Below are 22,274 nucleotides of genomic sequence, written 5' to 3' on the forward strand. Positions count from 1 at the left end.
GCTAGGAGTGCAAACATGGACGCCACCACCTTTGAGCTGCCCGCCGTGCTCGACCTGAAGGCGACGGGGCCGCTGGCCGAAAAGTTCCTCGGGCTGCGGGGCCAGAACGTGGTGATCGATGCATCGAAGGTCGAACGGGTCGGTACGCAATGCGTCCAGATCCTGCTCTCGGCGGCGGCCACCTGGAAAGACGACATGACCCCGCTCGCGATCGCAAATCCTTCCGACGCCTTTTGCGCCGGACTGAAACTCCTGGGGCTCTCGCCCGAAACCGTGATGGAAAAGGACATCGCACAATGAAACGCACGATTCTGACGATCGATGACTCGCGCACCATGCGCGAAATGCTGCGCGCGACTTTGTCGACGTCAGGCTTCACCGTGGTGCAGGCCGAAGACGGGCAGCATGGCATCGAGGTGTTGCAAGGGATGGACGTCGAGCCGGACGTGATCATCACCGACATCAACATGCCCCGCATGGACGGATTTCAGTTCATCGAGCAGGTCCGCGGCAATCCCGAGCGACGCGCAATTCCGATCCTGGTGCTGACCACGGAGAGCGACGCGGAGAAGAAGCAGCGGGCACGACAGGCTGGCGCGACCGGATGGATCGTAAAGCCGTTCGATCCGACCAAACTGGTGGACGCGATCAACCGGGTCGCCGCGTAGCAAGGCCGCCCGTCGCCCATGGCGGGCAAGCTCAGGGCAACATACCGGCCGTTCTATGCCGGGTCGAGGGTGGGGATAGGATTACATCATGGACGCGATGGCGGAAATTCGGCAGACCTTCTTTGAGGAATGCGCCGAGCAGCTTGCCGATCTGGAAGCGGGACTGCTCGCCATCGAGAACGGCGAAGCGGACTCCGATACCGTAAATGCGGTGTTTCGGGCAGTGCATTCGATCAAGGGCGGCGCCGGCGCGTTCTCCCTCGACGAGCTTGTCCACTTCGCACACATCTTCGAAACCACCCTCGACGAGCTGCGCTCCAACAGGCTGCCGGCCAGCGACCGCGTGATCAAGATCATGCTGCGCTCGGCAGACGCGCTTGCCGATCTCGTCACTGCCGCACGCGATGGCGGCAAGACGGATGCGGAGAAGAATGCGGGGCTTGCCGACGAGCTGAAGGCGCTGGTCGCCGAGGCCAAGGGCGAGGCGCCCTCCGCCGGCGGTAGCACCCCGAGCGCCTCCGGGCCCGAATATGACGACGGCATGGGCGATCTCGATTTCACGCCGATCGCGGTCGACCTGGACGACCTTCTCGGCGGCTCCGCCGGCGAGAACAATTTCCGGATCGTCTTCAAGCCGCAAACGCGGATGTACGCCAAGGCCAATGAGGCGACACGCGTTCTGCGCGACGTGATCGAGCTCGGCGAAGCCACGATCGTCTGCCACACGGACGAGGTGCCGCTTCTCGGCAACCTCGATCCGGAAGGCGCCTATCTGACCTTCGAGATAAACCTGTCGACGGAGCATGGCGAGGACAAGGTCCGCGAAGTCTTCGAATTCGTCGAATGGGACAGCGACCTGACGATCGAGCGGATCATCCCCGAGAGCGGGCCTCTCGAACTCGACCTCGAGGGTGTCGATCCGGACATCGCCGAGCTTCTGGCCCGGATGACGAGCACCGAGGAGTCGCCCGCCGACGAGGCGGAGGCCACTCCCGAGCCCGTAGAGGCCGCCAGCGAGCCGGTCGCAGCCAAGCCGGCGGAACCTGTGGCCGCCAAGCCTGCCGCGCCCGCCAAGCCCGCCGCACCCGCTCCGGCGGCGGGCGACGCTGCCGCCGGCAAGGGTGACGCCGGCGATGCCAAGGGCGGCCAGGCAGGCGGCAGCCCGTCGCAGACGATCCGCGTCGATCTCGAGCGCGTCGACCGGCTGATCGACCTCGTCGGCGAGCTGGTGATCCACCAGGTCATGCTGTCGCAGCGCGCCTATCAGGCGGGGCTGGCCCGCGCCTCCGAGGTCGCCGTCGGGCTCGACGAGCTGGAACAGCTTACCCGCGAGATCCAGGACAGTGTCATGGCGATCCGCGCGCAGCCAGTGAAGTCGGTGTTCCAGCGCCTGCCGCGGCTGGTGCGCGAGGTTGCCGACATCTCCGGCAAGACCGTGCGCCTCGTCACCGAGGGTGAATGGACCGAGGTCGACAAGACTGTGATCGAGCGTCTCGCCGACCCGCTCACCCACATGATCCGCAATGCGATCGACCACGGCCTGGAAAAGCCCGAGGCGCGGCTCGAGGCCGGCAAGGCGGAGGAGGGCACGGTCAGGGTCGCGGCGATGCACCGCTCCGGCCGCATCGTGATCGAGATCTCCGACGACGGCGCTGGCATCAACCGCAAGAAGGTCAAGGAGATCGGCATCAAGAAGGGCCTCGTGCCGCAGGATGCCAATCTTTCGGACGAGGAGATCGACAATCTGATCTTCATGCCGGGCTTCTCGACCGCCGACAAGATCTCCGAACTGTCGGGCCGCGGCGTCGGCATGGACGTCGTCAAGCGCTCGATCCAGGCGCTCGGCGGGCGAGTCTCGATCTCCTCCAAGCCCGGCAAGGGGTCGACCTTCACGATGAGCCTGCCGCTGACGCTGGCGGTTCTCGACGGCATGATCGTCTCGGTCGGTCAGCAGACCGTCGTGGTGCCGCTGACGGCGATCATCGAGACCCTGCAGCCGAAGCCGAGCGAGGTAAAGAACTTCGGCGGCGACGCGAGGCTGATCCAGGTTCGCGACGCCTTCCTGCCGCTCGTCGACGTTGCCCGCGAGCTCGGCTATTCCTACGAGCCGGCCTCCGCAACGGCGGGCGTCGCCATCCTGGTCGAGGCCGAGAACGGCGCCCGCTCGGCGCTCCTCGTCGACGCCATCCAGGGTCAGCGCCAGGTCGTCATCAAGAGCCTCGAGGCGAACTACGGACGCGTGCCCGGCATCGCGGCTGCGACCATCCTCGGCGACGGCCGCGTGGCCCTGATCCTCGACGTCGACGCAGTGGTCGCGACGTCTCGGGTCGAGGGCAACTTCTTCAACAACGGTATGCAGCACGCAGCGGAGTAATCGTCATGACGACGCAACCGGTGGCAACGCCTCCAGTGAACGATAACCGTACAGACAGTGCAATGGCCCGCGAGCTGATCGCCTTTCGGATCGGCGAACAGGAGTTCTGCGTCGACATCATGTCGGTTCGCGAAATCCGCGGCTGGGCCGCTGCGACGCCGCTGCCGCACTCGCCGTCCTATGTGAACGGCGTGATCAATCTGCGCGGCGCGGTCCTGCCGATCGTCGACCTTGCGGCGCGCCTCGGCTTTCCGCGCACCGAGCCGACGGCCCGCAGCGTGATCATCGTCGTCCGCGTCGAGCAGCAGCTGTTCGGCCTCCTGGTCGACGCGGTGTCGGACATACTGACGGTCACCGACGATCTGCTGCAGCCGACGCCGGACCTCGCCTCCGACCTCGCCAAGACCTTCGTGCGCGGCGTGATGGCGATCGAGGGACGGATGATCTCGCTGATCGCGACCGACAGCGTGCTGCCGCAGCTGCAGTCCGCCGCCTAAGGCGGACGGCCATGCCCCTCGGTCCGGCTCGCGACAAGCGCTGCCTGGCGTGCGGGACTTCGGATGCTGCCGGCGGGCCGGAGACGGCCTCAAGGTGGTCCCGCCTCGTGAGGCGGACGGATACATTCAGGGATGGGGCGGGCTGCTTCCTGCTCCCCGAGCAACTCGCAAGCCGGCCCCGGACGATCGAGCCGCGGCAATCGCATTAGGTGGGAGACCGCAAGGTGAATGCTTCGCGCGAACAGGCGATCAAAGGGGGCTCCCGGACGCCGACGACTTCGAAGTCGGCCGTCGTCGGCGGCGAATTCCCGATGACCGAGGCGGACTTCACGACGATCGCGAAGCTGCTCTACGAAGATGCCGGCATCTTCCTGGCCGAATCCAAGGCGACCTTCGTCTATTCGCGCCTGTCGAAGCGGCTGCGCTCGCTCGGGCTGCAGAGCTTTCGCGACTACTGCTCCTATGTCGCCGACAGCAACGGCGCCAGCGAGCGGATCGCCATGCTGGCGGCGCTGACCACCAACGTCACGCATTTCTTCCGCGAGCAGCATCATTTCGACCATCTGCGCACCGACCTGCTGCCGCCGCTGCTGGCCGCGGCCAAGAAGGGCGGCCGGGTGCGGATCTGGTCGGCCGGCTGCTCGATCGGCCACGAGCCCTATTCGATCGCCATGACGATCCTGTCGATGATGCCCGATGCGGCCGATTATGACGTGAGGATCCTGGCGAGCGACATCGATCCGAACGTGGTGGCGACTGGCCGCGCCGGCGTCTATCCCTCCAATCTTCTGGAAAGCGTGCCGACGGAGTTCCGCCGCAAGTTTTTCCGGCCGACCTATGAGGAAGGCGAGGCTCGCTCGGCGCGCGGAACCGCGGAGATGAAGTTCGAAGTGGTCGACGCCATGCGCGATCTCGTGGCGTTCCGCGAACTGAACCTCGTCGGCGACTGGCCGATGCGGGGCATGTTCGACGCCATCTTCTGCCGCAACGTCACGATCTACTTCGACCAGCCGACGCGCGAGCGCGTCTGGAAGCGGTTCGGCGAACGGATCCTTCCGGAAGGCTTCCTCTATGTGGGGCACTCCGAACGCGTCACCGGCCCTGCGTTGGAAGGCCTGCGCTTCGAGGCCAACACCATGTATCGCAAGTCATGATCGCGCCGGTCTGGCCGCTTGGCGGCAGCCTTTGCCTGGCAGTTCAGACGGTGGATGGCGCCGAAGGACCATCGCGGGATCATTCGGCGAATGATGCCGGCCAACGAAGGCAGCGAGTGGCCGAAACGGCCGGTCTCGCGGGAGAGGGAAGGAACGGCGCAGATGTCCCCGGCTAGTGTCCTGGTCGTCGACGACTCCATGACGATGCGCGCCTTGATTCGCCATGCCCTGAGCCGGGATCCGGACATCAGGGTGGTGGGCGAGGCCGCCAATCCCTACGAAGCCCGCGAGAAGATGAAGGCGCTCGATCCGGACGTGGTGACGCTGGATGTCGAGATGCCGAACATGAACGGCATCGAGTTTCTCGAGAAGATCATGACGCTTCGGCCGACGCCGGTGGTCATGGTCTCCAACCTGACCGCGCCTGGCGCCGCGACGACACTTGCGGCGCTCGAAATCGGGGCGTTCGACTGCATCGCCAAGCCGAGCGCGCGCGAGAACATGTTCGAATCGCTGCCGGGCCTCGTCAAGGAGGCGGCGCGTGCCAAGCCGGGTCTCGTCCGGCGGCGCAGCGGCCACAGGCCGACGCGGGCGGAGCGTCCCGACCAGGCCGTGAGCCCGGTCGAACGCAGCGCGAATGGCTGGCCGGACCTCATCACCATCGGATCGTCGACGGGCGGCGTGGAAGCGTTGATGCAGGTGCTTGCGGAGTTCCCGCGCGACTGCCCGCCGACGCTGATCGTCCAGCACCTGCCGGCGGCCTTCACGGCATCCTTCGCAGCCCGCCTCGACCGGATCTGCCCGGCGAGCGTGAGCGAGGCGAAGGACGGCGACCCGCTGCAGCGCGGACGCGTATATCTCGCTCCTGGCGGCGAACGGCACATGATCCTGCGGCCAGGCAAGACGTCCATCACCCTGGTCGCCGAAGCGCCCGTATCCGGCCACCGGCCTTCGGTGGACATGCTCTTTGCTTCCGTGGCCAAGCATTTCCGCGGCCGCTCGACTGGTGTCATCCTGACTGGCATGGGCCGCGATGGCGCTCAGGGCCTCTTGGAAATGCGCCAGGCGGGTTCGCAAACCTTCGGCCAGGATGAGGAAACCTCCCTGGTCTACGGCATGCCCCGGGTGGCGTACGAGATCGGCGCGGTCGAGAAGCGACTGCCTCTCTCGCGCGTTGCCCGGCAAATATTCGCATGAGCCGACCACACAAGATGTCGCTCAAAGGACCCGACCGATTGAGAGACTTCGTTCATCAAATTCGTGTCTATTGGGCACCGAAAGGAACGACGCCATGAGTATCAAAGATCACCTTAAAGTTCTGATCGTTGACGATCACCGCACTAGCCGGATGCTGATCCGCGATGCGCTTGAGCAGTTGGGCATCAAGCAGATCGTGTTCGCTGTCGACGGTGAGGAAGCTTTGAAGGCGATGATGGCGACTCCCTGTCATATCATCATCTCGGACTTCAACATGCCGAAGCTCGATGGCATCCAGCTGCTCAAGGCGATTCGGTCCTACGGTCCGACCAAGAAGACCCCGTTCATCATCCTTACCTCGAAGGGTGATCGCGAACTGGTTCAGAAGGCTGCGATGCTCGGCGTGAACAACTTCCTCGCCAAACCGATCACCGTTCCTGTTCTCAAGAAGACGATCGAAGCGGTCGTCGGGCGTCTGCAGTAATGTCCCTCGTACAGTCGAACCCAAAGCGCATCCATGTGATGCAGGGCGAGGCAAGGGTCGAAAGCCATCCGGACGTCGTCCTGACGACCCTCCTCGGATCGTGCGTGGCGGCCTGCATCCGCGACCCCGGGGCTGGGATCGGCGGCATCAACCACTTCCTGCTGCCCGGCAGCAGCGGCCAGGAAGGCGGACGGGCCGAAAGCTTCGGCCTCTATCTGATGGAACTCCTCGTCAACGGCCTCCTGCAGAATGGGGCCCGGCGCGGACATCTGGAAGCCAAGCTCTTCGGCGGGGCCCGCACGGTCGACGGCTTGTCCGACGTCGGCGCCAAGAACGGCGCCTTCGCCGAGCGATTCCTGCAGATGGAAGGCATCCGCTATCTGGGTGGCAGCCTCGGCGGCGACCGCGGCCGGCGCATCGAATACTGGCCGCATTCCGGCCGGGCCCGCCAGATCTTCTTCGAGCAGACGACCATGCCGAAGATCCCGGTGGCGCCGCAGGCACGGCCGCCCCAATCGATCGGCGACGTCGACCTGTTCTAAGCCTTTCAACCTCGAGTGCCGAGATCCGCATGACCATGACCGCCTCCTATCTCCGCGATCCAAGACGTGCCGCGATCTCGTCGCCGACAGGTGCCGCATGAGCATTCGCCCGATGGCCGCCCTGATCCAGTCGGTGGCGGAAGAGCTGCGGAATCTCGCCGGTTCGACCGAAGACCTGCACCGGCTCGTCTGCCACGATCATCTCGAGCACGACGTGGATTACATCCAGACCGTGCAGAGCATCGACCGTACGACTCAGATCCTCGACAATCTCTCGACGTTCCTTGCCGCGATCGGCGAGGAGGCGAACGAGGAATGGAACGTCGCGCTGGAAACTGCGCTCGGCACGATCAGGCTTTCGGAGCTCAAGCGGCGGCTGCATCCGGCGGCGAACGACGCGCAGCTCTCGGCGAATGATGGCGCGGACGACGACGGCGATCTGGAACTGTTCGGCTGAGGGCCTGTCGAAGACGACTCGAGACTGGTGAGAAGCAGGCGGCGGGCGATTGGCCCGCCGTTTTCATGTGAGGGTGGGGGAGGGACCTCGGCGCTCTCGATCCCGACGAAAGCGGTTGGTCACAAGGATGCCTGCGAACGGTCGCCTTCGCCGGTTCAGGTCCGGGACGATCGCCTCGAGCGGTTCAGCCGCGATGTTCTTGTTGATACCAGGGGGAAGGGCCGACCGCCCGGATACTCGGCGGACATCCCGAAGCAGGCTCGGCACGATCAGCCACGATTGTCCGGGACAGCCGCCAGCGTTCCTCACGCGCCAACGCGCCAACGCGACCGCAGGAAAGCGGTCGACGTCGACGCGGATTGGCCGTCCTGAGAGGGGGCGGAACGTGAGCTCCGGCGGTCAGGCCGCCAGTTCCTGCCGGACCGATTCGGGGAACATCCGCTCGAGGTTGAGGAAGCAGATCATGTCGCCGGAAAGCGCCACGATCCCCTCGACATAGCTTCGCTCGAAGCCCGAGGTCATCTCCGGTGCCGGCTGCACGATGGCCTGGTCGATGGTCAGGATGTCGGAGACCTTGTCGACGAGCAGGCCGAAGACGCAGCCGCCGATCTCGGCGACGACGACCGCGCTGCGCTCGGTCGGTTCGGATGAGCCGAGACCGAGCTTGCGCGTGGTGTTGATCACCGGGATCACCGAACCGCGCAGGTTCAGCATGCCCATCACCTCCGGCAGCGAATGCGGAAGCGAGGTGGTGCGCGCCCAGCCGCGGATCTCGCGGATGGATCTCGTGCGCAGGCAGAAGTGCTGATCGCCGAGGCAGAAGGCGATGATCTCGATCGGCGCAGCGCCTTGCTGCGGGATCTGCGGGGTGTGGACGGACATCAGAAGTCCTCCCATTCGTGATGCTTGATGGCGGCATTGCCGGCGGTCGGATAGGCTTGCACCGTCCGCCCGGAAGGCGGCGTCACGCGCTGCGTTACCCGCCGGGAGGCGGCAGTCGCGCCACCGGACACGGCCGCCGGCCGATGCGGCGCCTGGCTCACCGCCTCTCGCGCATCGAATTCGAACTCCGCCAGGAGTGCGTTCAACTCCTCGGTCTGAGTGGAAAGGTTGTGGCAGGCGGCATTCGCCTCCTCCGACATGGCCGCATTCTGCTGGGTGCCCTCATCGATCGCCGCGATAGCACGGTCGATCTCGGACAGGCTGCCCGCCTGTTCGCGGGACGCGTCGACGATGGCCCGGACGTTGCGGTCGATTTCCAGGACCTCCGCGGCGATGGCTTCGAGCACGCTTCCCGTCTCGCCGACAAGCGCCACGCCCGAGCGCACCCTTTCGGACGATGTCGTGATCAGCGACTTGATCTCGCGTGCAGCGTTCGCCGAGCGCTGGGCGAGTTCACGGACTTCCTGGGCGACGACGGCGAAGCCCTTGCCGGCTTCGCCCGCGCGCGCCGCCTCGACCCCGGCGTTGAGCGCCAGGAGGTTGGTCTGGAAGGCGATCTCGTCGATGGCGCCGATGATGTTGACGATCTGAGTGGAGGAGCCTGAGATCTCGTGCATGGCCGCCACCGCGCGGGCGACGACGGAGCCGGACCGCTCGGCGTCGGTCCGAGCCTTCGCTACCATCTCGCCGACCTCGTCGGCGCGGCTACTGGCCACCTTCACGGAGGCGGCGAGTTCGCGAACCGCAGCGGTCGTCTCCTCGACGGAGGCCGCCTGGCGTTCCGTCCTCTGCGCAAGCTCCGTCGAGCCGACGCGGATCTCCGCGCTCGCCGCATCGACCATGCTCGCGGATGCTCCGACCTTGCCGAGCGCCGCTTCGAGCGTCGCCATAGAGGTATTGAAATTCTCGCGCAGCTGCTCGAGCGTGGCCGGGAAGGGCGTCTCAATGCGGTACCGCATCCGGCCGTCCGCGAGTTGCCCCAGGCCCTCCGCAAGAGCGCTGACCGCCGCCTGCCTTGCCGAAAGCTCGGTCGTGTCGGTGGCGAACTTGACGACTTTGACGATCCGACCCTTGAAGTCGAAGATCGGGTTGTAGGACGCCTGGATCTGGACCTTCGTGCCGCTATTGCCGATCCGGGAGAACTCGCCGGAGACGAACTCGCCGCGGTTCAGCCTCGCCCAGAATTCGCGATAGTCGGCAGAGCCGGCATGGGCCGGGTCGACGAACATCTTGTGATGGCGGCCCACCACCTCGTCGCGGCGATAGCCGACGGCCTTGAGGAAATTGTCGTTGGCGCTGAGGATGGTGCCATCAGGAGCGAACTCTATGACCGCCTGGACGCGCGAAATCGCGTCGAGCTTGCCTTGGTTGTCGAAGGCCTCACGCTTGGCCTCGGTGATGTCACTCGCCAGCTTGACCACTTTGACCACGCGGCCGAGGGCATTCTTGATCGGGTTGTAGGTCGCCTGGATGAAGACCTCTTTGCCACCCTTGCCGATCCGCAGATAGCAGCCGGAGTGGAAGTCGCCCTGCGCCAGCTTTTGCCAGAAGCCGCGATATTCGGCTGACTGGGCCTCTGACGGATCCAGAAACATGCTGTGATGCTTGCCGACGATGTCGGCGCGCTCGTAGCCGAGGCATCGACAGAAGTTTTCGTTGGCATCGACGATCCGTCCATCCGGCGTGAATTCGATGGTCGCGAGCGATCGGTCGATCGCTGCCAGGAGGGCTGCGTTGTGTCGCGCGGGCATGAGGGCCATCGGATTGTCCCAGAGAAACAAGAGGAAGCAGCCTCGAAACACGGCGACTGTTCCGACGACTGTCACAGACCTTGCCCATCACACCTTAAATTATCCCTATAGGTTGCAGAGAAATAACGTATGCAAGTGTAACGGTCGGGCCGACTGACAATCTCTGTTCGCAACCTTGGGTCTTCCGCTCGGAAAAAGACGGCCTCCACAGGCATTGCGGCCCACGCCGTCTTTGCGGCGATCGGACGTTCTCGGTGCCAAGCAGCGCCAGGCGAGAGAGTGATGCTTCGTTCTCTTTGGGCATCACCCCTCTCAAAGTGGCGGCGGTGGCGCTTCGAAAAGGCCCCGCCGCCATGGCGACTATCGCAGCAGCTTGCGTCCCACGTCAGGCATGGCGGCGGCCGTTTACCGCCGGAACGCCAACAATCGCCCTGACTTTTTGACTTCCCCGTGCTCCGCTCGCTCCAGCGACCGCAACGCTTCGAGCGCGTCCTTTTCCAGCGGCATGTTCGCGATCGCCTCGATCTGTGAGCGGTCGAGCCCGGTAACATCCCTGAGGATGTCGTTGTCGACCCTGAGAAGCGTGGAGAACGCCTGCCGGCGAAGCCGCTGGCGCCGCCATTCTTCCGTGAACGTCCGCAGCCAGCCGCCGACGCTGGCGCTGCGTGCGGGGAGGGCGTTCTCCCCGGGGCGCTGGGTGAAGATCGACTGCAACATGAGAACCTCCGTCGTGTCTCGTTGGAGGCAATATGAGTGCGAGGGATTGATGAGTCGAACGATAAAGGCTAATCGTATATGTGAGCGTTTCAAACATATAGAGGAGGGCGTCCGATGAGCCGAACCAGCTCCGCTCTGCCCAATCTCGACATCGACCTCGCCCGGACCTTCGTGGCGATCTGCGAGACCGGCAATTTCTCCCGCGCGGCCGAGCGGGTGTTTCGCACGCCGTCGGCGGTCAGCCTGCAGGTGAAGAAGCTGGAGGAAACCGTCGGCCGGGCGCTGTTTCGCCGCGAGACCCGTCTGGTGGAACTCACCGGCGACGGGGAGCATCTGCTCGGCTATGCGCGCAAGCTTCTGCGCCTCAATGACGAGGCGATGGAGTTCTTCCGCATGCCGGCGATGGAGGGCAAGGTCTGCTTCGGCGCGCCCTACGATGCCGGGATCTACGCGATCCCCTCGATCCTGCGGCGCTTTGCCACGACGCATCCGCATGTCGAGGTCGATGTCAGGCTGGATTCCAGCGCCGAACTGCGTCGGCGTTGCGCGGCAGGCGAGATCGACGTCGCCTTGCTCGCCACCGACGACCATCCCGGCTTCCTCGCCGTGGAAGTGTATCGCGAGGCCTTGGTCTGGATCGGTCTGAAAAACGGTGCGGCCGTGGAGCGCGATCCCCTGCCGCTGGCTGTGGCGGATCAGGGCTGTGCTTGGCGCGGCGCGGCGCTCGCGGGGCTCGACGCGGCAGGTATTCGCTACCGCGTGGCCTATTCCAGCGAGAACTGCCAGGCTCAGATTGCGGCGGTCGAAGCCGATCTCGCGATTGCGGCACTGCCGCTCAGCGTCGCCTCGAACCGTCTGGTGCGGCTTGACGGGGAGGGGTCGGCGTTGCCCTCGCTCGGAACCTATCGCGTCTACATGATGAAGCGCGAGGCTGGCGGTGCCGTCGCCGATGCGCTCGCGGCGCATGTCGGCGAAGAGTTCCGCGAGCTTGAGGGACGGGGCGCTCGGATCTTCGCATGACGCCGAGCGGGCCGATGAACGCGCAGGCTCACCCGCCGTTGATCGCGATCAGATCTGCCACCGACATCGGTTCGGGCCGGCCGGCGCTGACGGCGGCGGCAGCTCGCTGCTGGGCCTGCGGCAAGGGGGCGGATCGGGAGGCCGGCTCGGGAGGGCGCGAGGGCTGCGGGGCCGGCGCGGCGTAAGCCGTGCTGCGCGGCTCGAACCGGGACGCGTATTGCGGCGGGTTGCGGAACGGCGGATCGGTCAGCCGCCGGGCGTTCTTGCGCTTCTCGTAAAAGACGTTTCCGCCGGCTTCGACCAGATAGTGCATGTTGGTGTAGGGGAAGGTCATTCCTGCGGTGTGGAAGAACTTGGCATTGCCCACGTAGGAGTGCCGCCAGCCCCTGGCGAGCACCTTCGTCGCCGTCCGTGAGGCGAGGTCCCGGCCCTTGGCCATGGACCGCGTCAGGACGCCCGGCGCGAACTGGTTCTTCTGCCCGACGACGGAGCATACGTCGCTCGGATAACGCGGATCGGCGACGCGGTTCATCACCACGGTCCCGACCGCGATCATGCCTTCCTCGCTGGAGCGGTTCGATTCGAAATACATGACCCGGGTCATGCATTCATGCGCGCTCATGGTGATGGTGGGGCGGCTGGCGCAGGCGCCCAGCAGCGCAAGCAGCGTCACCGAGAAGACGGTTCGAAGGCCGGGGGCCGAGATCGGAAATGCCATCGCTACAACTCAAGGCGTCAGTTACGTCCGCAGACGTCTCGATGCCGCAGCTTGGCTCACAAGGCCTTAACGGGTCGTGCGCGAATGCCGCATCGGCCGGGTAATGAGTTGAGATGGTTAAGCTTTTACGAAAATACGCGCCGCCGCGCCGGCTTCGCCCTCAGGACGAGGCCGTCAGCTCGACGGCGCGCCCGGTAAGGTGCTCAGGCTCACCGAGCGGCGGCCGGGTTTGGCGGCCTGACATCGGTCAGCGTTCCTACATGCGCCTCCGCCTCGCCGCTGATCACGCTGAACGAGCCGTCCGTCTCCAGCACCACTGCGGAGACCGATCCCATGTCCGCATGGCCCTCGCTTCGCGCAGCGGACAGCACCTCCTCCTCGGTGACCCGCTCACGCTTCAGCATGGCATTCAGGAAACTGCCGCGGAAGTAGAGAAGGCTCGGCTCGGCCTTGATCACGCTCTGGAAGCGGTTCGAATAGACCGAGCCCTGGGCGACCCCGTATTGCAGAAGGCAGAGAAGGGCGAACGCCATCATCCCCTCCGACAGGGAAACCGAATCTGAGAGGAGGATGGTGGCGAGGGTCGAGCCCAGCGCCACCGTCACAACGAGGTCGAACGCGTTCATCTTGGAGAGGGTCCGCTTGCCGGTCACCCTCAGCATAAAGACGAGCCCGACATAGGCGAGGGTCCCAACGATCAGGATGCGGCCGAGATCGTGCCATCCGTCAAAGAACATCGGCGTCAGCCCGCTCCGGTCAGGCTGTCGCAGCGGACCCACCATTTGTCGGGCATGGCGGCGGACCGCAGCTGATTGATGATGCCCTCATCGCCATTGGCGAAGTCGAGGACGCAGAGCTGGCCGTTTTCGCTCCTGACCGGGGTGATGGTGATCTGGCGGCAGCCGTCCGGGCTGAGCTGTCCGTCACTGTTGATGACCTGCTGCAGGTCCTGTTCGCTCTGGCAGGCCGAGACGGTCCGCTGGGCGGAGGCGCCGGTGGCGTCCTGCGCGAGGGCCGAACCGGCGAGCCCGGGCAGAAGAAGGGCGGCGGCGGCGATAAAAGTCGGGACACGGGCCATGCGGCATGAGCTCCTTGTTCGGCACGCCCGCCACCTTGATGGCGCCGGGCGGGGAGGGGATGTGGCGGATGCGCGTTCGGCATCCGCTCTTCAAACCGGCCGCAACGCCGCAAGTTCCCGGATCGGCGCGGGAGGAAGCCTCGTCGCGCCTGATGGCGGGGCCGCCGTCCTCCGGCCGGTGGATCAGGCCTTGAGGGTCTCTTCGAAGAAGGTCAGGAGCCGCCGCCAGTGCCGTTCGGCGCCGCCCTCGTCGTAGACGCCGTGGTCGGGAACGGTCCAGCCGTGCTGCATCCCCTTGTAGTTTTCGAGAGTGAAGTCGACCTCGGCGAGGCGCATGGCGTCGGCGAGCTTGGTCGACTGCTCCGGCGGAAAGCTGCGGTCGGTGCTGGCGGCCCCGACATAGATCCGGCCGCGTATCTCACCGGCAAGCCGATGCGGCGCGTCCGGATCGTCATTGGCGAGCCCGCCGCCGTGAAAACTCGCGCCGGCGGCGACCTTGTCGGGATAATAGGCCGCGGCGCCCAGGGCGAACTTGCCGCCCATGCAATAGCCGACCGTGCCGACCGGACCATCGACGCCGTTCTCAACAAGCGTCCGGAGGAAATGTCCGGTGTCCCCTTTCACCTTCGCCTGCGTGGTGTCGCCGATCATGCCCATGATCTTTGCCTTGGTATCGGGCTCGGAGAAGGCGGTCTTGGCGTCGAGCGGTCCGTAGTCGCCGAACCGGTAGAAGAGGTCGGGCACGAGGACGACATAGCCGGCCTCGGCGAGTCGCTCGGCCATGCCGTCGAGGGCGGGGCGTAGGCCGAAGGCGTCCATGTAGAGTATGACGCCGGCCCGGGCCCCGGCAGTCGTCTCCGACGGCGTGAAGATGCCGGCGGGAACGGTGCCGTCCGACGTCTTGATCGTGATGTCCTGTTTTGCCATGTGAATCTCCCAAGCGTGGGCGGTCTTCGGGCGATCCCGAGGGGCCGCGGTCCGGGCCGGACATGGCTCCGGTGCCCGTTCTGTCCACGCCGCGCGGACATTGCCGGCGTTCAACGTGGCGTTCACCTTGACCCTGCGGGAGCGCATTGCTATAGGGCGGCCTGATTATGGGCGTCGCATGGCTGCGCCCGTTCTTTTCGCCCTATTCGCAACCGACTGACAAGAAGACGGCCCGGGCCCTCCGGCTCGAGAGTCGATCGACGAACGGAGACAAAATGTTCGCAGTCATCAAAACCGGCGGCAAGCAGTACCGCGTCGCCCCGGAAGACCAGTTCACCATCGAACGCGTGCCCGGCGAGGCCGGCGACACCGTGACGTTCGGCGAGGTCCTGATGGTCGATTCGACCATCGGTGCTCCCCTCGTCGAGGGCGCGAGCGTCACCGCCGAGATCGTCGAGCAGACGCGCGGCAAGAAGGTGATCTCCTTCAAGAAGCGCCGGCGCCAGAATTCCAAGCGCACGCGCGGCCATCGCCAGGACCTGACGCTGATCCGCGTCTCGGAGATCCTGACCGGCGGCAAGGCAGCGCCGAAGAAGGCCGCGGCCAAGGCGGAAGCCAAGTCCGAGGCGCCGAAGAAGACGGCCGCAACGGATGGTCCGGGTGCTGAGGCCGAAGGCGCCGACGCCAGCTAAGCGGCCGGCGACGGCAGGTAAGAGTTTCGAGCGGGAACGCTGCGGCGTTCCCCGGCCTTCAGGGGCAAGGAGATTAGTGGATGGCACATAAGAAAGCAGGCGGTTCCTCGCGCAATGGTCGCGATTCGGAATCCAAGCGCCTCGGCGTGAAGAAGTTCGGCGGCGAGGCCGTCATTCCCGGCAATATCATCATTCGTCAGCGCGGCACGCGCTGGCACCCGGGCGTCAATGTCGGCATGGGCAAGGACCATACGCTGTTCGCCACTGCCGAGGGAACCGTGGCCTTCCAGAAGAAGGCCAACGGCCGAACCTACGTAGCCATTATGCCGAAAGCAGAAGCCGCCGAATGACCGGAGCTTCTAAGCGCCGGCGTTCCACCGACCCGGCGCTCTAGACCTCCGAAGCACATCGGATCTCAGGCAGCGAAAGGGGAGATGGACCGCCGTCTCCCCTTTTTCGCATGCAGGAGGGACGATGCGATGACCGAGGACCTGACCGAAAGGCGCGAGGATCTGAGCGAGCGCCGGGCGACCCGCGCGCTGGTGACGCCGCGGCTCCGGCTGCGGCCAGTGGCCAAGACTGATGCCGAGGCGATCGCGAATCTGATCAGTGACCGCGACGTTGCGAAAATGCTGTCGCGCGTGCCCTGGCCCTACCACCTCGAGGATGCCGAGGCCTTCATCGCCAACCACGGCGACGAGATCGTCTTCGCGATCTGCCCGAAGGCGGGCGGCGATCTTGCCGGCCTGTGTTCGCTGAAGTTGAATCCCGAGGTGCGCCGGGCCGAGATCGGCTATTGGATCGGCCGGCCCTATTGGGGCAATGGCTACGCCACGGAGGCCGCGCAGTCGGTGATCGACTACGGCTTCGTGGCTCTCGATCTCCGGGCGATCGACGTCAGCTGCCGGGTGATCAACGAGGCCTCGCGCCGGGTCATCTGGAAGTGTGGCTTCCACTTCTGCGGCAACGGGATGATCGACACGGTCGCCTCCGGACGAGTGGCGAGCGAGCACTTCACCATGGATCGCAGCTGCTGGACCTCGCTGAAGGCCTGGGGTTGCGGCAAATGAGCGGCAGAGCGTCGCGAGGCGAGAGTGTCTTCGCTCTGCTGCGCCGGTGCCGGACGGGCCTCCTGTCCGCACTGGTGATCCTCGCCGGTCTCGCGGTGCCGTACTCGGCGGGGGCTCGTTCGGCAGCGCCCGCCGCGACGGATTTCTCCCTGCTCTCGTTCTTCGACGGCAGGACCTATTCCCGGGGCGAGACGACGACGGCGCTGGTCTCGACCGAGGCCTTCACCGCCCGCTTTCACGGCGAGCGGCAAGGCGACAAATTCGTTCTCGACGAGCGTTTCCGCTTTAAGGACGCCACCCGCCTGCAGCATTGGGAGCTGAGGCGGACGCCTGGTGGCGTCTATTCAGGCACGGTCTCGACCGAGCTGGAGACGGGCCGCATGTCGCCGAGGGTGCGGGTGAAGGGCCAGTCGATGGATGGCGGTGTCGTCCTTCGCTATGACGGCTACGCCCCCGGCGGTGGCGAGACGCTGCTCGGCTTTCGCCACGTGTTGACGCCGCAGCCGGACGGGACGGTGACAAACCATGTCACCGTCTCGAAATTCGCCATTCCCGTCGCCTCGTCGACGGTCGTCTTTTCGAAGCGGCGCCTTCCGGCCGGCCAGTCGTGACCGGCGCCGCCGTTTTCAATCGCCGCCGACGCGGTTATGAGAGGCGGTCGCGAGGCCGACCCCTTTCGGACGCAAGACGCGAAAGAGTTGATCCATGAAGTTTCTCGACCAGGCCAAGGTCTATATCCGCTCTGGTGACGGCGGGGCCGGCTCGGTCTCGTTCCGCCGCGAGAAGTTCATCGAGTTCGGCGGGCCGGACGGCGGCGATGGCGGCCGCGGCGGCGACGTCTGGGTGGAGGCCGTCGCCGGTCTCAACACGCTGATCGACTATCGCTATCAGCAGCATTTCAAGGCCAAGACCGGCATGCACGGCATGGGCCGCAACCGCAACGGCGGCAAGGGCTCTGACGTGACGCTGAAAGTGCCCGCCGGCACCCAGGTCTTCGCCGAGGACAACGAGACGCTGATCTGCGACCTGACCACGGTAGGCGAGCGCCACCGCATCGCTGCCGGCGGCAATGGCGGCTTCGGCAACGCCTATTTCAAGTCGTCCGTGAACCAGGCGCCGCGCCGTGCCAATCCGGGCCTCGAAGGCGAGGAGCTGACGATCTGGCTGCGGCTGAAGCTCATCGCGGATGCCGGGCTCGTGGGACTGCCCAATGCCGGCAAGTCGACCTTCCTCGCGACCGTGACGCGCGCCCGGCCGAAGATCGCCGACTATCCGTTCACGACGCTGCATCCCGGCCTTGGGGTCGCCACGATCGACGAGACCGAATTCGTCATCGCCGATATTCCCGGCCTGATCGAGGGCGCGCATGAGGGCGTCGGCATCGGCGACCGGTTCCTCGGCCATGTCGAGCGGACATCGGTGCTGCTCCACCTCGTTTCGGCGACGGAGGAGGACGTCGCGCAGGCCTACCGCACCGTCCGGCGCGAATTGGAGGCCTATGAGCACGGGCTTGCCGAGAAGCCCGAGATCGTCGCCCTGTCCAAGGTCGATACGCTGACCGAGGAGGACCGGGCGGAGAAGCTTGAGGCGCTCCGGGAGGCGTGCGGCCGCAGGCCGCTGGAGCTCTCGGCTGTCAGCCGCGAGGGCATGACCGAGGCGCTGCGGGCACTGCGTGATGCGATCGGCCGCCTGAACCCCAGCGAACCGCCGCATGAGGATCCGCGGATTGCGGCAGCCAAGGAGACCGAGGGAGGACGATGAGCAATCTTCTGGCCGGTCACCGCCGCATCGTCGTCAAGGTCGGCTCGGCGCTGCTCGTCGATCGCGAACGCGGCCTGAAGCGGACCTGGCTCGAATCCTTCGGCGAGGACATCGCACGGCTGAAGGAGGAGGGGCGCGAGATCCTCGTCGTCTCCTCCGGGGCCATCGCGCTCGGACGCAAGCTCCTGAAGATGCCGGGCGGACCGTTGCGGCTCGAGGAGAGCCAGGCGGCGGCGGCCGTCGGACAGATCGCCCTGTCGCGGACCTATTGCGAGATCTTCGGCCGGCACGGCATCGAGACCGGCCAGATCCTGCTGACGCTCGGCGATACCGAGGAGCGGCGGCGCTATCTCAACGCCCGCGCGACGATCGGAACGTTGATCGGGCTCGGCGCCGTCCCGGTGATCAACGAGAACGACACAGTCGCGACGTCGGAGATCCGCTACGGCGACAACGACCGGCTGGCCGCGCGCGTCGCGACCATGGTGGACGCCGACCTCCTCGTCCTGCTTTCCGACGTCGACGGCCTCTATACGGCGCCGCCCGCCCTTCAGCCGGACGCGCGTCACATTCCGCTGGTCGAGCAGATCACGCCGCAGATCGAGGCGATGGCCGGCTCGGCCGGTTCGGAACTCTCGCGCGGCGGCATGAAGACCAAGATCGACGCCGGCAAGATCGCCACCGCCTCGGGATCGGCGATGATCATCACCGCCGGCCACCGGCTCTATCCGCTCACGGCGATCGAGCGGGGCGAGCGCGCGACGCTGTTCCGCGCCTCCGGCAATCCGGTCACCGCCCGCAAGCGCTGGATCGCTGGCCATCTCAACACCGCCGGACGGCTCCTCGTCGATGCCGGCGCCGTCCAGGCGCTCGCCGCCGGCAAGAGCCTGCTTCCGGCCGGGGTGGTCGGCGTCGAGGGCGAATTCGAGCGCGGCGATACGCTGGTGATCGCGGGACCGGACGGCCATGAGGTCGCGCGCGGCATCGTCGCCTACGATGCCGCCGAGGCGAGGCGGGTCGCCGGTCTGCGTTCGTCCGAAATTACGGAGGCCCTCGGCTATGAGGGACGCAGCGCCATGGTCCATCGCGACGATTTGGTGATGGATCTGAACGTGGACGATCGCCGCGAGGCGGCTTTCGGCACGGCCTGAAGGGAAGGGGAGACGATGCTCGACAGGGCGACGACGGAGACAGGCTCAATTGCGGGCCTGATGCAGGACCTGGGTGCAAAGGCCCGCAAGGCCGCCCGCGCGTTGGCACTCGTCCCGGGCGACAGGAAGAACGCGGCGTTGAACGCCATGGCCGATGCCGTTCTTGTGAATTCAATCATCATCCTCGCCGAGAACGCCGCCGATGTCGAACGCGCCGAGGCCGCCGGCATGACCGGCTCGTTTCTCGACCGGCTGACGCTGACCGAGGAGCGGGTCGCGGCGATTGCCGAGGGCCTGCGGCAGGTCGCGGCGCTGGACGATCCGGTCGGGCAGGTGATCGCAGCCTGGGATCGGCCGAACGGGCTCAAGATCGAGCGCGTCAGGACGCCGCTCGGTGTCATCGGCGTCATCTACGAGAGCCGGCCGAACGTCACCGCCGATGCCGGCGCCCTGTGCCTGAAGTCCGGCAATGCCGTCATCCTGCGCGGCGGCTCGGATTCCGCGCGGTCTTCCGCTGCGATCCATGCGGCCATGGTTGCAGGGCTTCGCCGTGCCGGTCTGCCGGAAGAGGCGATCCAGATCGTACCCACGAGCGACCGCTCTGCCGTAGGCGAAATGCTGAAAGGCCTCGGCGGCAATCTCGACGTCATCGTGCCGCGTGGCGGCCGCTCGCTGGTGGCCCGCGTCCAGGAGGAGGCGCGCGTGCCGGTCTTCGCGCATCTCGAAGGCCTCTGCCACGTCTATGTCGATCGCTCGGCGAATGTCGACATGGCGGTTTCGCTGGTCGTCAATTCGAAGATGCGGCGCACCGGCATCTGCGGCGCAGCCGAGACGTTGCTCGTCGATCGGGCGGCCGCCGACACGCATCTTCGGCCGATCCTCGAGGCGCTGCGGGTGGCGGGCTGCGAAATCCGCGCGAGCGGCGCGGTGCGCGAGTATTTTCCCGCGGCGCTGCTCGCGAGCGCGGAGGACTTCGACACCGAATATCTCGACGCGATCATCTCGGTCGACCTCGTCGACGGCGTCGATGGCGCGATTGCCCATATCGAGACGCACTCATCGCATCATACAGAGGCGATCGTCGCCGACGATCAGGCGGCGGCCGATGCCTTTTTCGCGGGGATCGATTCCGCGATCCTTCTCCACAATGCCTCCACCCAGTTCGCCGACGGCGGCGAGTTCGGCATGGGGGCGGAAATCGGGATCGCCACCGGCAAGATGCATGCGCGCGGTCCGGTCGGCGTCGAGCAGCTGACGAGCTTCAACTACCGGGTTCGCGGCGCCGGTCAGACGCGACCGTGAGAGCATCGGCTTCGCAGTCCGATCCGGCCGGTCTCGACCGGCGGGCGCTGGTCATTCCACATACCGAACCGGGCATGGCGATCGGCCTCTTCGGCGGCTCGTTCAACCCGCCGCATGCGGGCCATCTTCTCGTGGCCGAGACGGCGTTCCGCCGCCTTGGTCTCGATCGCGTCTGGTGGATGGTCAGCCCGGGCAATCCCCTGAAGGACCACGGCATCCTGCGCCCGATCGCCGAGCGGGTGGCGGCGAGCCGAAAGCTGGCCTTCTCGCCCCGCTTCGACGTCACCGCCTTCGAGGCTGTACATCGGGTCCGTTTCACTGCCGATGCGCTGCGGATCCTCCAGGCGCGCCGGCCAGACGTGCGGTTCGTCTGGATCATCGGGGCCGACAGCCTCGGCACCATCCACCGCTGGCAGGACTGGCGCTGGATCGTCGAGACGACGCCGATTGCGGTGGTCGACCGGCCCGGCGCGACGCTTGCGGCCCTGTCCTCTCCGATGGCGCGGACATACGGGTTTGCCAGGCTCCCGGAGTCTGCAGCCACGGCTCTCGCTTTCCGCCGGGCACCCGCCTGGGTCTTCCTGCACGGGCCGCGGACGCCGATTTCCTCCACGCTCATTCGCGACAAGGTTGGCTCCTCGTCTTGAAACGGACACGGAACACTGCCTACATTGCTATTACCGGACGCATCTGGCGGTCGGTAATCTTGCCCGAGGAAAGGGAAAACGACACTGAGACCTGCGGCTGAAGCGAAGGACGTCTACCAGACTGCACCTTCCGACGCGCCCGCCACCGAATTGTCGGATGGCCGGTCCGCACTCGATCTCGTCATTCGGAGCCTTGAAGACTCGAAGGGCGAGGACATCGTCTCCATCGACATGAAGGGCAAGTCGGCCCTTGCCGACCACATGGTGATTGTCTCCGGACGCTCGCATCGCCATGTCGTCGCCGTCGCCGACCACGTCCTGCGCGACCTCAAGGACGGCGGTTTCGGCCCGTCCCGGGTCGAGGGCCTTCAGAACGGCGATTGGGTCCTGATCGATACGGGCGATATCATCGTCCATATCTTCCGGCCCGAAATCCGCAGCTTCTACAATATCGAGAAGATGTGGACCGTCGGCGACGTCGGAGACTCGACGGTCCATTGACCGTCGAGATGATGGGATGCCAATTGGCTCGACCGGCGCACGAGGCCGGTCGATGAGGCTTGCTGTTGCGGCTGTCGGCCGAATGAAGGCCGGGCCCGAGCGAGAGCTGTCCGAGCGGTATTTCGACCGGCTGAAGAAGGCCGGGCCTGCCGTCGCGTTCGAGTTCCAAAGCCTTGCCGAATATCCCGAATCGCGGCTGGGCTCGGTCACCGAGCGCCGCCGCGACGAGGCCGAGCGGCTTGGCGCAGCGATACCCGAGGGCGCCGTCCGCGTGGTTCTCGACGAGACGGGGAAGACTCTCACCTCTGAGGACTTCGCCGAAGCGCTGGCGAAATTCCGCGACACTGGCCGCCGGGACCTCGTCTTTCTGATCGGCGGACCGGACGGGCACGATCCTTCGCTGACGTCGTCCGCGGACCTCGTCCTGTCGCTCGGGCGCATGACTTTTCCGCATCAGATCGCGCGGATTCTTCTCGCCGAGCAGATCTATCGCTCAGCCACCATCCTCGCCGGCCATCCCTATCACCGCAGCTGAGCAGGCAGGGCGCTCTGCCGGGCGTGGTCGTGCGCCGATCCGTCCAGAGCCGGCGGTTTGTTTCCCGCCGCGAACGGCATTACTGTCCC

At 66.0% G+C, this 22,274-nt stretch carries 27 protein-coding genes; 20 read left to right on the forward strand and 7 right to left on the reverse strand.

Annotated features, from left to right (window positions below; translation table 11 throughout):
- Window positions 1-15 precede the first annotated feature (15 nt).
- The 9 genes from LH400_RS04190 (at window position 16) to LH400_RS04230 (ending at window position 7,373) form a co-directional block, all read left to right on the forward strand.
- Window positions 16-300 (forward strand): STAS domain-containing protein, encoded by a 285-nt coding sequence (locus LH400_RS04190; RefSeq protein ID WP_229151419.1) that lies wholly within the window; start codon window positions 16-18, stop codon window positions 298-300.
- Window positions 297-668, forward strand: coding sequence for a response regulator (locus tag LH400_RS04195; RefSeq protein WP_229151420.1), 372 nt, complete (start codon window positions 297-299; stop codon window positions 666-668). Before LH400_RS04190 ends, LH400_RS04195 begins: the two co-directional genes overlap by 4 nt.
- An 88-nt stretch (window positions 669-756) precedes the next feature.
- On the forward strand, window positions 757-3,042 hold the full coding sequence (locus LH400_RS04200; protein WP_229151421.1) for a chemotaxis protein CheA: 2,286 nt from the start codon (window positions 757-759) through the stop codon (window positions 3,040-3,042).
- A 62-nt stretch (window positions 3,043-3,104) separates the two neighbouring features.
- Entirely contained in the window at window positions 3,105-3,539 is a 435-nt protein-coding gene (locus tag LH400_RS04205; RefSeq protein ID WP_229151422.1) for a chemotaxis protein CheW, read from the forward strand.
- A gap of 224 nt (window positions 3,540-3,763) precedes the next feature.
- Entirely contained in the window at window positions 3,764-4,693 is a 930-nt protein-coding gene (locus tag LH400_RS04210; protein WP_229151423.1) for a CheR family methyltransferase, read from the forward strand.
- A 162-nt stretch (window positions 4,694-4,855) separates the two neighbouring features.
- The gene (locus LH400_RS04215) at window positions 4,856-5,890 is read left to right on the forward strand and encodes a protein-glutamate methylesterase/protein-glutamine glutaminase (protein ID WP_229151424.1); all 1,035 of its coding nucleotides are present in this window, start codon (window positions 4,856-4,858) and stop codon (window positions 5,888-5,890) included.
- Between the two features lie 94 nt (window positions 5,891-5,984).
- Window positions 5,985-6,374: a response regulator gene (locus tag LH400_RS04220; protein ID WP_229151425.1), complete on the forward strand. Its 390-nt coding sequence runs from the start codon at window positions 5,985-5,987 to the stop codon at window positions 6,372-6,374.
- On the forward strand, window positions 6,374-6,916 hold the full coding sequence (locus LH400_RS04225; RefSeq protein ID WP_229151426.1) for a chemotaxis protein CheD: 543 nt from the start codon (window positions 6,374-6,376) through the stop codon (window positions 6,914-6,916). Before LH400_RS04220 ends, LH400_RS04225 begins: the two co-directional genes overlap by 1 nt.
- Window positions 6,917-7,013: 97 nt before the next feature.
- Window positions 7,014-7,373, forward strand: coding sequence for a DUF8776 family protein (locus LH400_RS04230; RefSeq protein ID WP_229151427.1), 360 nt, complete (start codon window positions 7,014-7,016; stop codon window positions 7,371-7,373).
- 399 nt (window positions 7,374-7,772) lie between these two features.
- Here LH400_RS04230 and LH400_RS04235 read toward each other — a convergent pair whose 3' ends face one another.
- The 3 genes from LH400_RS04235 to LH400_RS04250 form a co-directional block, all read right to left on the reverse strand.
- A complete protein-coding gene (locus LH400_RS04235; RefSeq protein WP_229151428.1) occupies window positions 7,773-8,255 on the reverse strand; it encodes a chemotaxis protein CheW in 483 nt (160 codons plus the stop codon).
- The gene (locus LH400_RS26165) at window positions 8,255-10,075 is read right to left on the reverse strand and encodes a methyl-accepting chemotaxis protein (protein ID WP_304502358.1); all 1,821 of its coding nucleotides are present in this window, start codon (window positions 10,073-10,075) and stop codon (window positions 8,255-8,257) included. Before LH400_RS26165 ends, LH400_RS04235 begins: the two co-directional genes overlap by 1 nt.
- A gap of 396 nt (window positions 10,076-10,471) precedes the next feature.
- Window positions 10,472-10,783 carry a DUF1127 domain-containing protein gene (locus LH400_RS04250; protein ID WP_229151429.1) on the reverse strand — a complete coding sequence of 104 codons (312 nt, stop codon included), beginning with the start codon at window positions 10,781-10,783 and terminating at the stop codon, window positions 10,472-10,474.
- A 114-nt stretch (window positions 10,784-10,897) separates the two neighbouring features.
- Here LH400_RS04250 and LH400_RS04255 point away from each other — a divergent pair, with 114 nt between their 5' ends.
- Window positions 10,898-11,803: a LysR substrate-binding domain-containing protein gene (locus LH400_RS04255; RefSeq protein WP_229151430.1), complete on the forward strand. Its 906-nt coding sequence runs from the start codon at window positions 10,898-10,900 to the stop codon at window positions 11,801-11,803.
- A 28-nt stretch (window positions 11,804-11,831) separates the two neighbouring features.
- On the opposite strand, the gene LH400_RS26255 is transcribed toward LH400_RS04255, so the two are convergent.
- The 4 genes from LH400_RS26255 to LH400_RS04275 all read right to left on the reverse strand — a co-directional run bounded on the left by LH400_RS26255 (window position 11,832) and on the right by LH400_RS04275 (window position 14,526).
- Window positions 11,832-12,521, reverse strand: a complete 690-nt coding sequence (locus tag LH400_RS26255) for a cell wall hydrolase (RefSeq protein WP_370638327.1) — start codon at window positions 12,519-12,521, stop codon at window positions 11,832-11,834.
- A gap of 209 nt (window positions 12,522-12,730) precedes the next feature.
- A complete protein-coding gene (locus LH400_RS04265; protein ID WP_229151431.1) occupies window positions 12,731-13,258 on the reverse strand; it encodes a DUF421 domain-containing protein in 528 nt (175 codons plus the stop codon).
- A gap of 5 nt (window positions 13,259-13,263) precedes the next feature.
- Complete coding sequence (locus tag LH400_RS04270) at window positions 13,264-13,599, reverse strand: hypothetical protein (protein ID WP_229151432.1); 336 nt, start codon at window positions 13,597-13,599, stop codon at window positions 13,264-13,266.
- 183 nt (window positions 13,600-13,782) lie between these two features.
- Complete coding sequence (locus LH400_RS04275) at window positions 13,783-14,526, reverse strand: dienelactone hydrolase family protein (RefSeq protein ID WP_229151433.1); 744 nt, start codon at window positions 14,524-14,526, stop codon at window positions 13,783-13,785.
- A 275-nt stretch (window positions 14,527-14,801) separates the two neighbouring features.
- Here LH400_RS04275 and rplU point away from each other — a divergent pair, with 275 nt between their 5' ends.
- From rplU to rlmH, 10 genes are all read left to right on the forward strand, one after another.
- Entirely contained in the window at window positions 14,802-15,218 is a 417-nt protein-coding gene (gene rplU / locus LH400_RS04280) for a 50S ribosomal protein L21 (protein ID WP_229151434.1), read from the forward strand.
- An 80-nt stretch (window positions 15,219-15,298) separates the two neighbouring features.
- Entirely contained in the window at window positions 15,299-15,568 is a 270-nt protein-coding gene (rpmA, locus tag LH400_RS04285) for a 50S ribosomal protein L27 (RefSeq protein WP_229151435.1), read from the forward strand.
- Window positions 15,569-15,697: 129 nt separating this feature from the next.
- Window positions 15,698-16,288 (forward strand): GNAT family N-acetyltransferase, encoded by a 591-nt coding sequence (locus LH400_RS04290; protein WP_229151436.1) that lies wholly within the window; start codon window positions 15,698-15,700, stop codon window positions 16,286-16,288.
- Window positions 16,285-16,899 carry a DUF3833 family protein gene (locus LH400_RS04295; protein WP_229151437.1) on the forward strand — a complete coding sequence of 205 codons (615 nt, stop codon included), beginning with the start codon at window positions 16,285-16,287 and terminating at the stop codon, window positions 16,897-16,899. Before LH400_RS04290 ends, LH400_RS04295 begins: the two co-directional genes overlap by 4 nt.
- 94 nt (window positions 16,900-16,993) lie before the next feature.
- Window positions 16,994-18,049, forward strand: a complete 1,056-nt coding sequence (gene obgE, locus LH400_RS04300) for a GTPase ObgE (RefSeq protein ID WP_229151438.1) — start codon at window positions 16,994-16,996, stop codon at window positions 18,047-18,049.
- Entirely contained in the window at window positions 18,046-19,200 is a 1,155-nt protein-coding gene (gene proB / locus LH400_RS04305; protein WP_229151439.1) for a glutamate 5-kinase, read from the forward strand. Before obgE ends, proB begins: the two co-directional genes overlap by 4 nt.
- A 15-nt stretch (window positions 19,201-19,215) precedes the next feature.
- The gene (locus tag LH400_RS04310; RefSeq protein ID WP_229151440.1) at window positions 19,216-20,502 is read left to right on the forward strand and encodes a glutamate-5-semialdehyde dehydrogenase; all 1,287 of its coding nucleotides are present in this window, start codon (window positions 19,216-19,218) and stop codon (window positions 20,500-20,502) included.
- A gap of 53 nt (window positions 20,503-20,555) precedes the next feature.
- The gene (locus tag LH400_RS04315; RefSeq protein ID WP_370638328.1) at window positions 20,556-21,149 is read left to right on the forward strand and encodes a nicotinate-nucleotide adenylyltransferase; all 594 of its coding nucleotides are present in this window, start codon (window positions 20,556-20,558) and stop codon (window positions 21,147-21,149) included.
- An 84-nt stretch (window positions 21,150-21,233) separates the two neighbouring features.
- Entirely contained in the window at window positions 21,234-21,650 is a 417-nt protein-coding gene (gene rsfS / locus LH400_RS04320) for a ribosome silencing factor (protein WP_370638329.1), read from the forward strand.
- 52 nt (window positions 21,651-21,702) lie between these two features.
- Window positions 21,703-22,185: a 23S rRNA (pseudouridine(1915)-N(3))-methyltransferase RlmH gene (rlmH, locus tag LH400_RS04325; protein ID WP_229151442.1), complete on the forward strand. Its 483-nt coding sequence runs from the start codon at window positions 21,703-21,705 to the stop codon at window positions 22,183-22,185.
- Window positions 22,186-22,274 lie beyond the last annotated feature (89 nt).

Source organism: Jiella soli, from assembly GCF_020615385.1.
Classification (GTDB): domain Bacteria; phylum Pseudomonadota; class Alphaproteobacteria; order Rhizobiales; family Rhizobiaceae; genus VKMB-3413.

What these genes read in the sequence shown, in the direction of transcription:
- LH400_RS04190 (WP_229151419.1), top strand. Translation starts at nt 16, where the DNA reads ATGGACGCCACCACCTTTGAGCTGCCCGCCGTGCTCGACCTGAAGGCG.
- LH400_RS04195 (WP_229151420.1), top strand. Translation starts at nt 297, where the DNA reads ATGAAACGCACGATTCTGACGATCGATGACTCGCGCACCATGCGCGAA.
- LH400_RS04200 (WP_229151421.1), top strand. Translation starts at nt 757, where the DNA reads ATGGACGCGATGGCGGAAATTCGGCAGACCTTCTTTGAGGAATGCGCC.
- LH400_RS04205 (WP_229151422.1), top strand. Translation starts at nt 3,105, where the DNA reads ATGGCCCGCGAGCTGATCGCCTTTCGGATCGGCGAACAGGAGTTCTGC.
- LH400_RS04215 (WP_229151424.1), top strand. Translation starts at nt 4,856, where the DNA reads ATGTCCCCGGCTAGTGTCCTGGTCGTCGACGACTCCATGACGATGCGC.
- LH400_RS04220 (WP_229151425.1), top strand. Translation starts at nt 5,985, where the DNA reads ATGAGTATCAAAGATCACCTTAAAGTTCTGATCGTTGACGATCACCGC.
- LH400_RS04225 (WP_229151426.1), top strand. Translation starts at nt 6,374, where the DNA reads ATGTCCCTCGTACAGTCGAACCCAAAGCGCATCCATGTGATGCAGGGC.
- LH400_RS04230 (WP_229151427.1), top strand. Translation starts at nt 7,014, where the DNA reads ATGAGCATTCGCCCGATGGCCGCCCTGATCCAGTCGGTGGCGGAAGAG.
- LH400_RS04235 (WP_229151428.1), bottom strand. Translation starts at nt 8,255, where the DNA reads ATGTCCGTCCACACCCCGCAGATCCCGCAGCAAGGCGCTGCGCCGATC.
- LH400_RS26165 (WP_304502358.1), bottom strand. Translation starts at nt 10,075, where the DNA reads ATGGCCCTCATGCCCGCGCGACACAACGCAGCCCTCCTGGCAGCGATC.
- LH400_RS04250 (WP_229151429.1), bottom strand. Translation starts at nt 10,783, where the DNA reads ATGTTGCAGTCGATCTTCACCCAGCGCCCCGGGGAGAACGCCCTCCCC.
- LH400_RS04255 (WP_229151430.1), top strand. Translation starts at nt 10,898, where the DNA reads ATGAGCCGAACCAGCTCCGCTCTGCCCAATCTCGACATCGACCTCGCC.
- LH400_RS26255 (WP_370638327.1), bottom strand. Translation starts at nt 12,521, where the DNA reads ATGGCATTTCCGATCTCGGCCCCCGGCCTTCGAACCGTCTTCTCGGTG.
- LH400_RS04265 (WP_229151431.1), bottom strand. Translation starts at nt 13,258, where the DNA reads ATGTTCTTTGACGGATGGCACGATCTCGGCCGCATCCTGATCGTTGGG.
- LH400_RS04270 (WP_229151432.1), bottom strand. Translation starts at nt 13,599, where the DNA reads ATGGCCCGTGTCCCGACTTTTATCGCCGCCGCCGCCCTTCTTCTGCCC.
- LH400_RS04275 (WP_229151433.1), bottom strand. Translation starts at nt 14,526, where the DNA reads ATGGCAAAACAGGACATCACGATCAAGACGTCGGACGGCACCGTTCCC.
- rplU (WP_229151434.1), top strand. Translation starts at nt 14,802, where the DNA reads ATGTTCGCAGTCATCAAAACCGGCGGCAAGCAGTACCGCGTCGCCCCG.
- rpmA (WP_229151435.1), top strand. Translation starts at nt 15,299, where the DNA reads ATGGCACATAAGAAAGCAGGCGGTTCCTCGCGCAATGGTCGCGATTCG.
- LH400_RS04290 (WP_229151436.1), top strand. Translation starts at nt 15,698, where the DNA reads ATGACCGAGGACCTGACCGAAAGGCGCGAGGATCTGAGCGAGCGCCGG.
- LH400_RS04295 (WP_229151437.1), top strand. Translation starts at nt 16,285, where the DNA reads ATGAGCGGCAGAGCGTCGCGAGGCGAGAGTGTCTTCGCTCTGCTGCGC.
- obgE (WP_229151438.1), top strand. Translation starts at nt 16,994, where the DNA reads ATGAAGTTTCTCGACCAGGCCAAGGTCTATATCCGCTCTGGTGACGGC.
- proB (WP_229151439.1), top strand. Translation starts at nt 18,046, where the DNA reads ATGAGCAATCTTCTGGCCGGTCACCGCCGCATCGTCGTCAAGGTCGGC.
- LH400_RS04310 (WP_229151440.1), top strand. Translation starts at nt 19,216, where the DNA reads ATGCTCGACAGGGCGACGACGGAGACAGGCTCAATTGCGGGCCTGATG.
- rlmH (WP_229151442.1), top strand. Translation starts at nt 21,703, where the DNA reads ATGAGGCTTGCTGTTGCGGCTGTCGGCCGAATGAAGGCCGGGCCCGAG.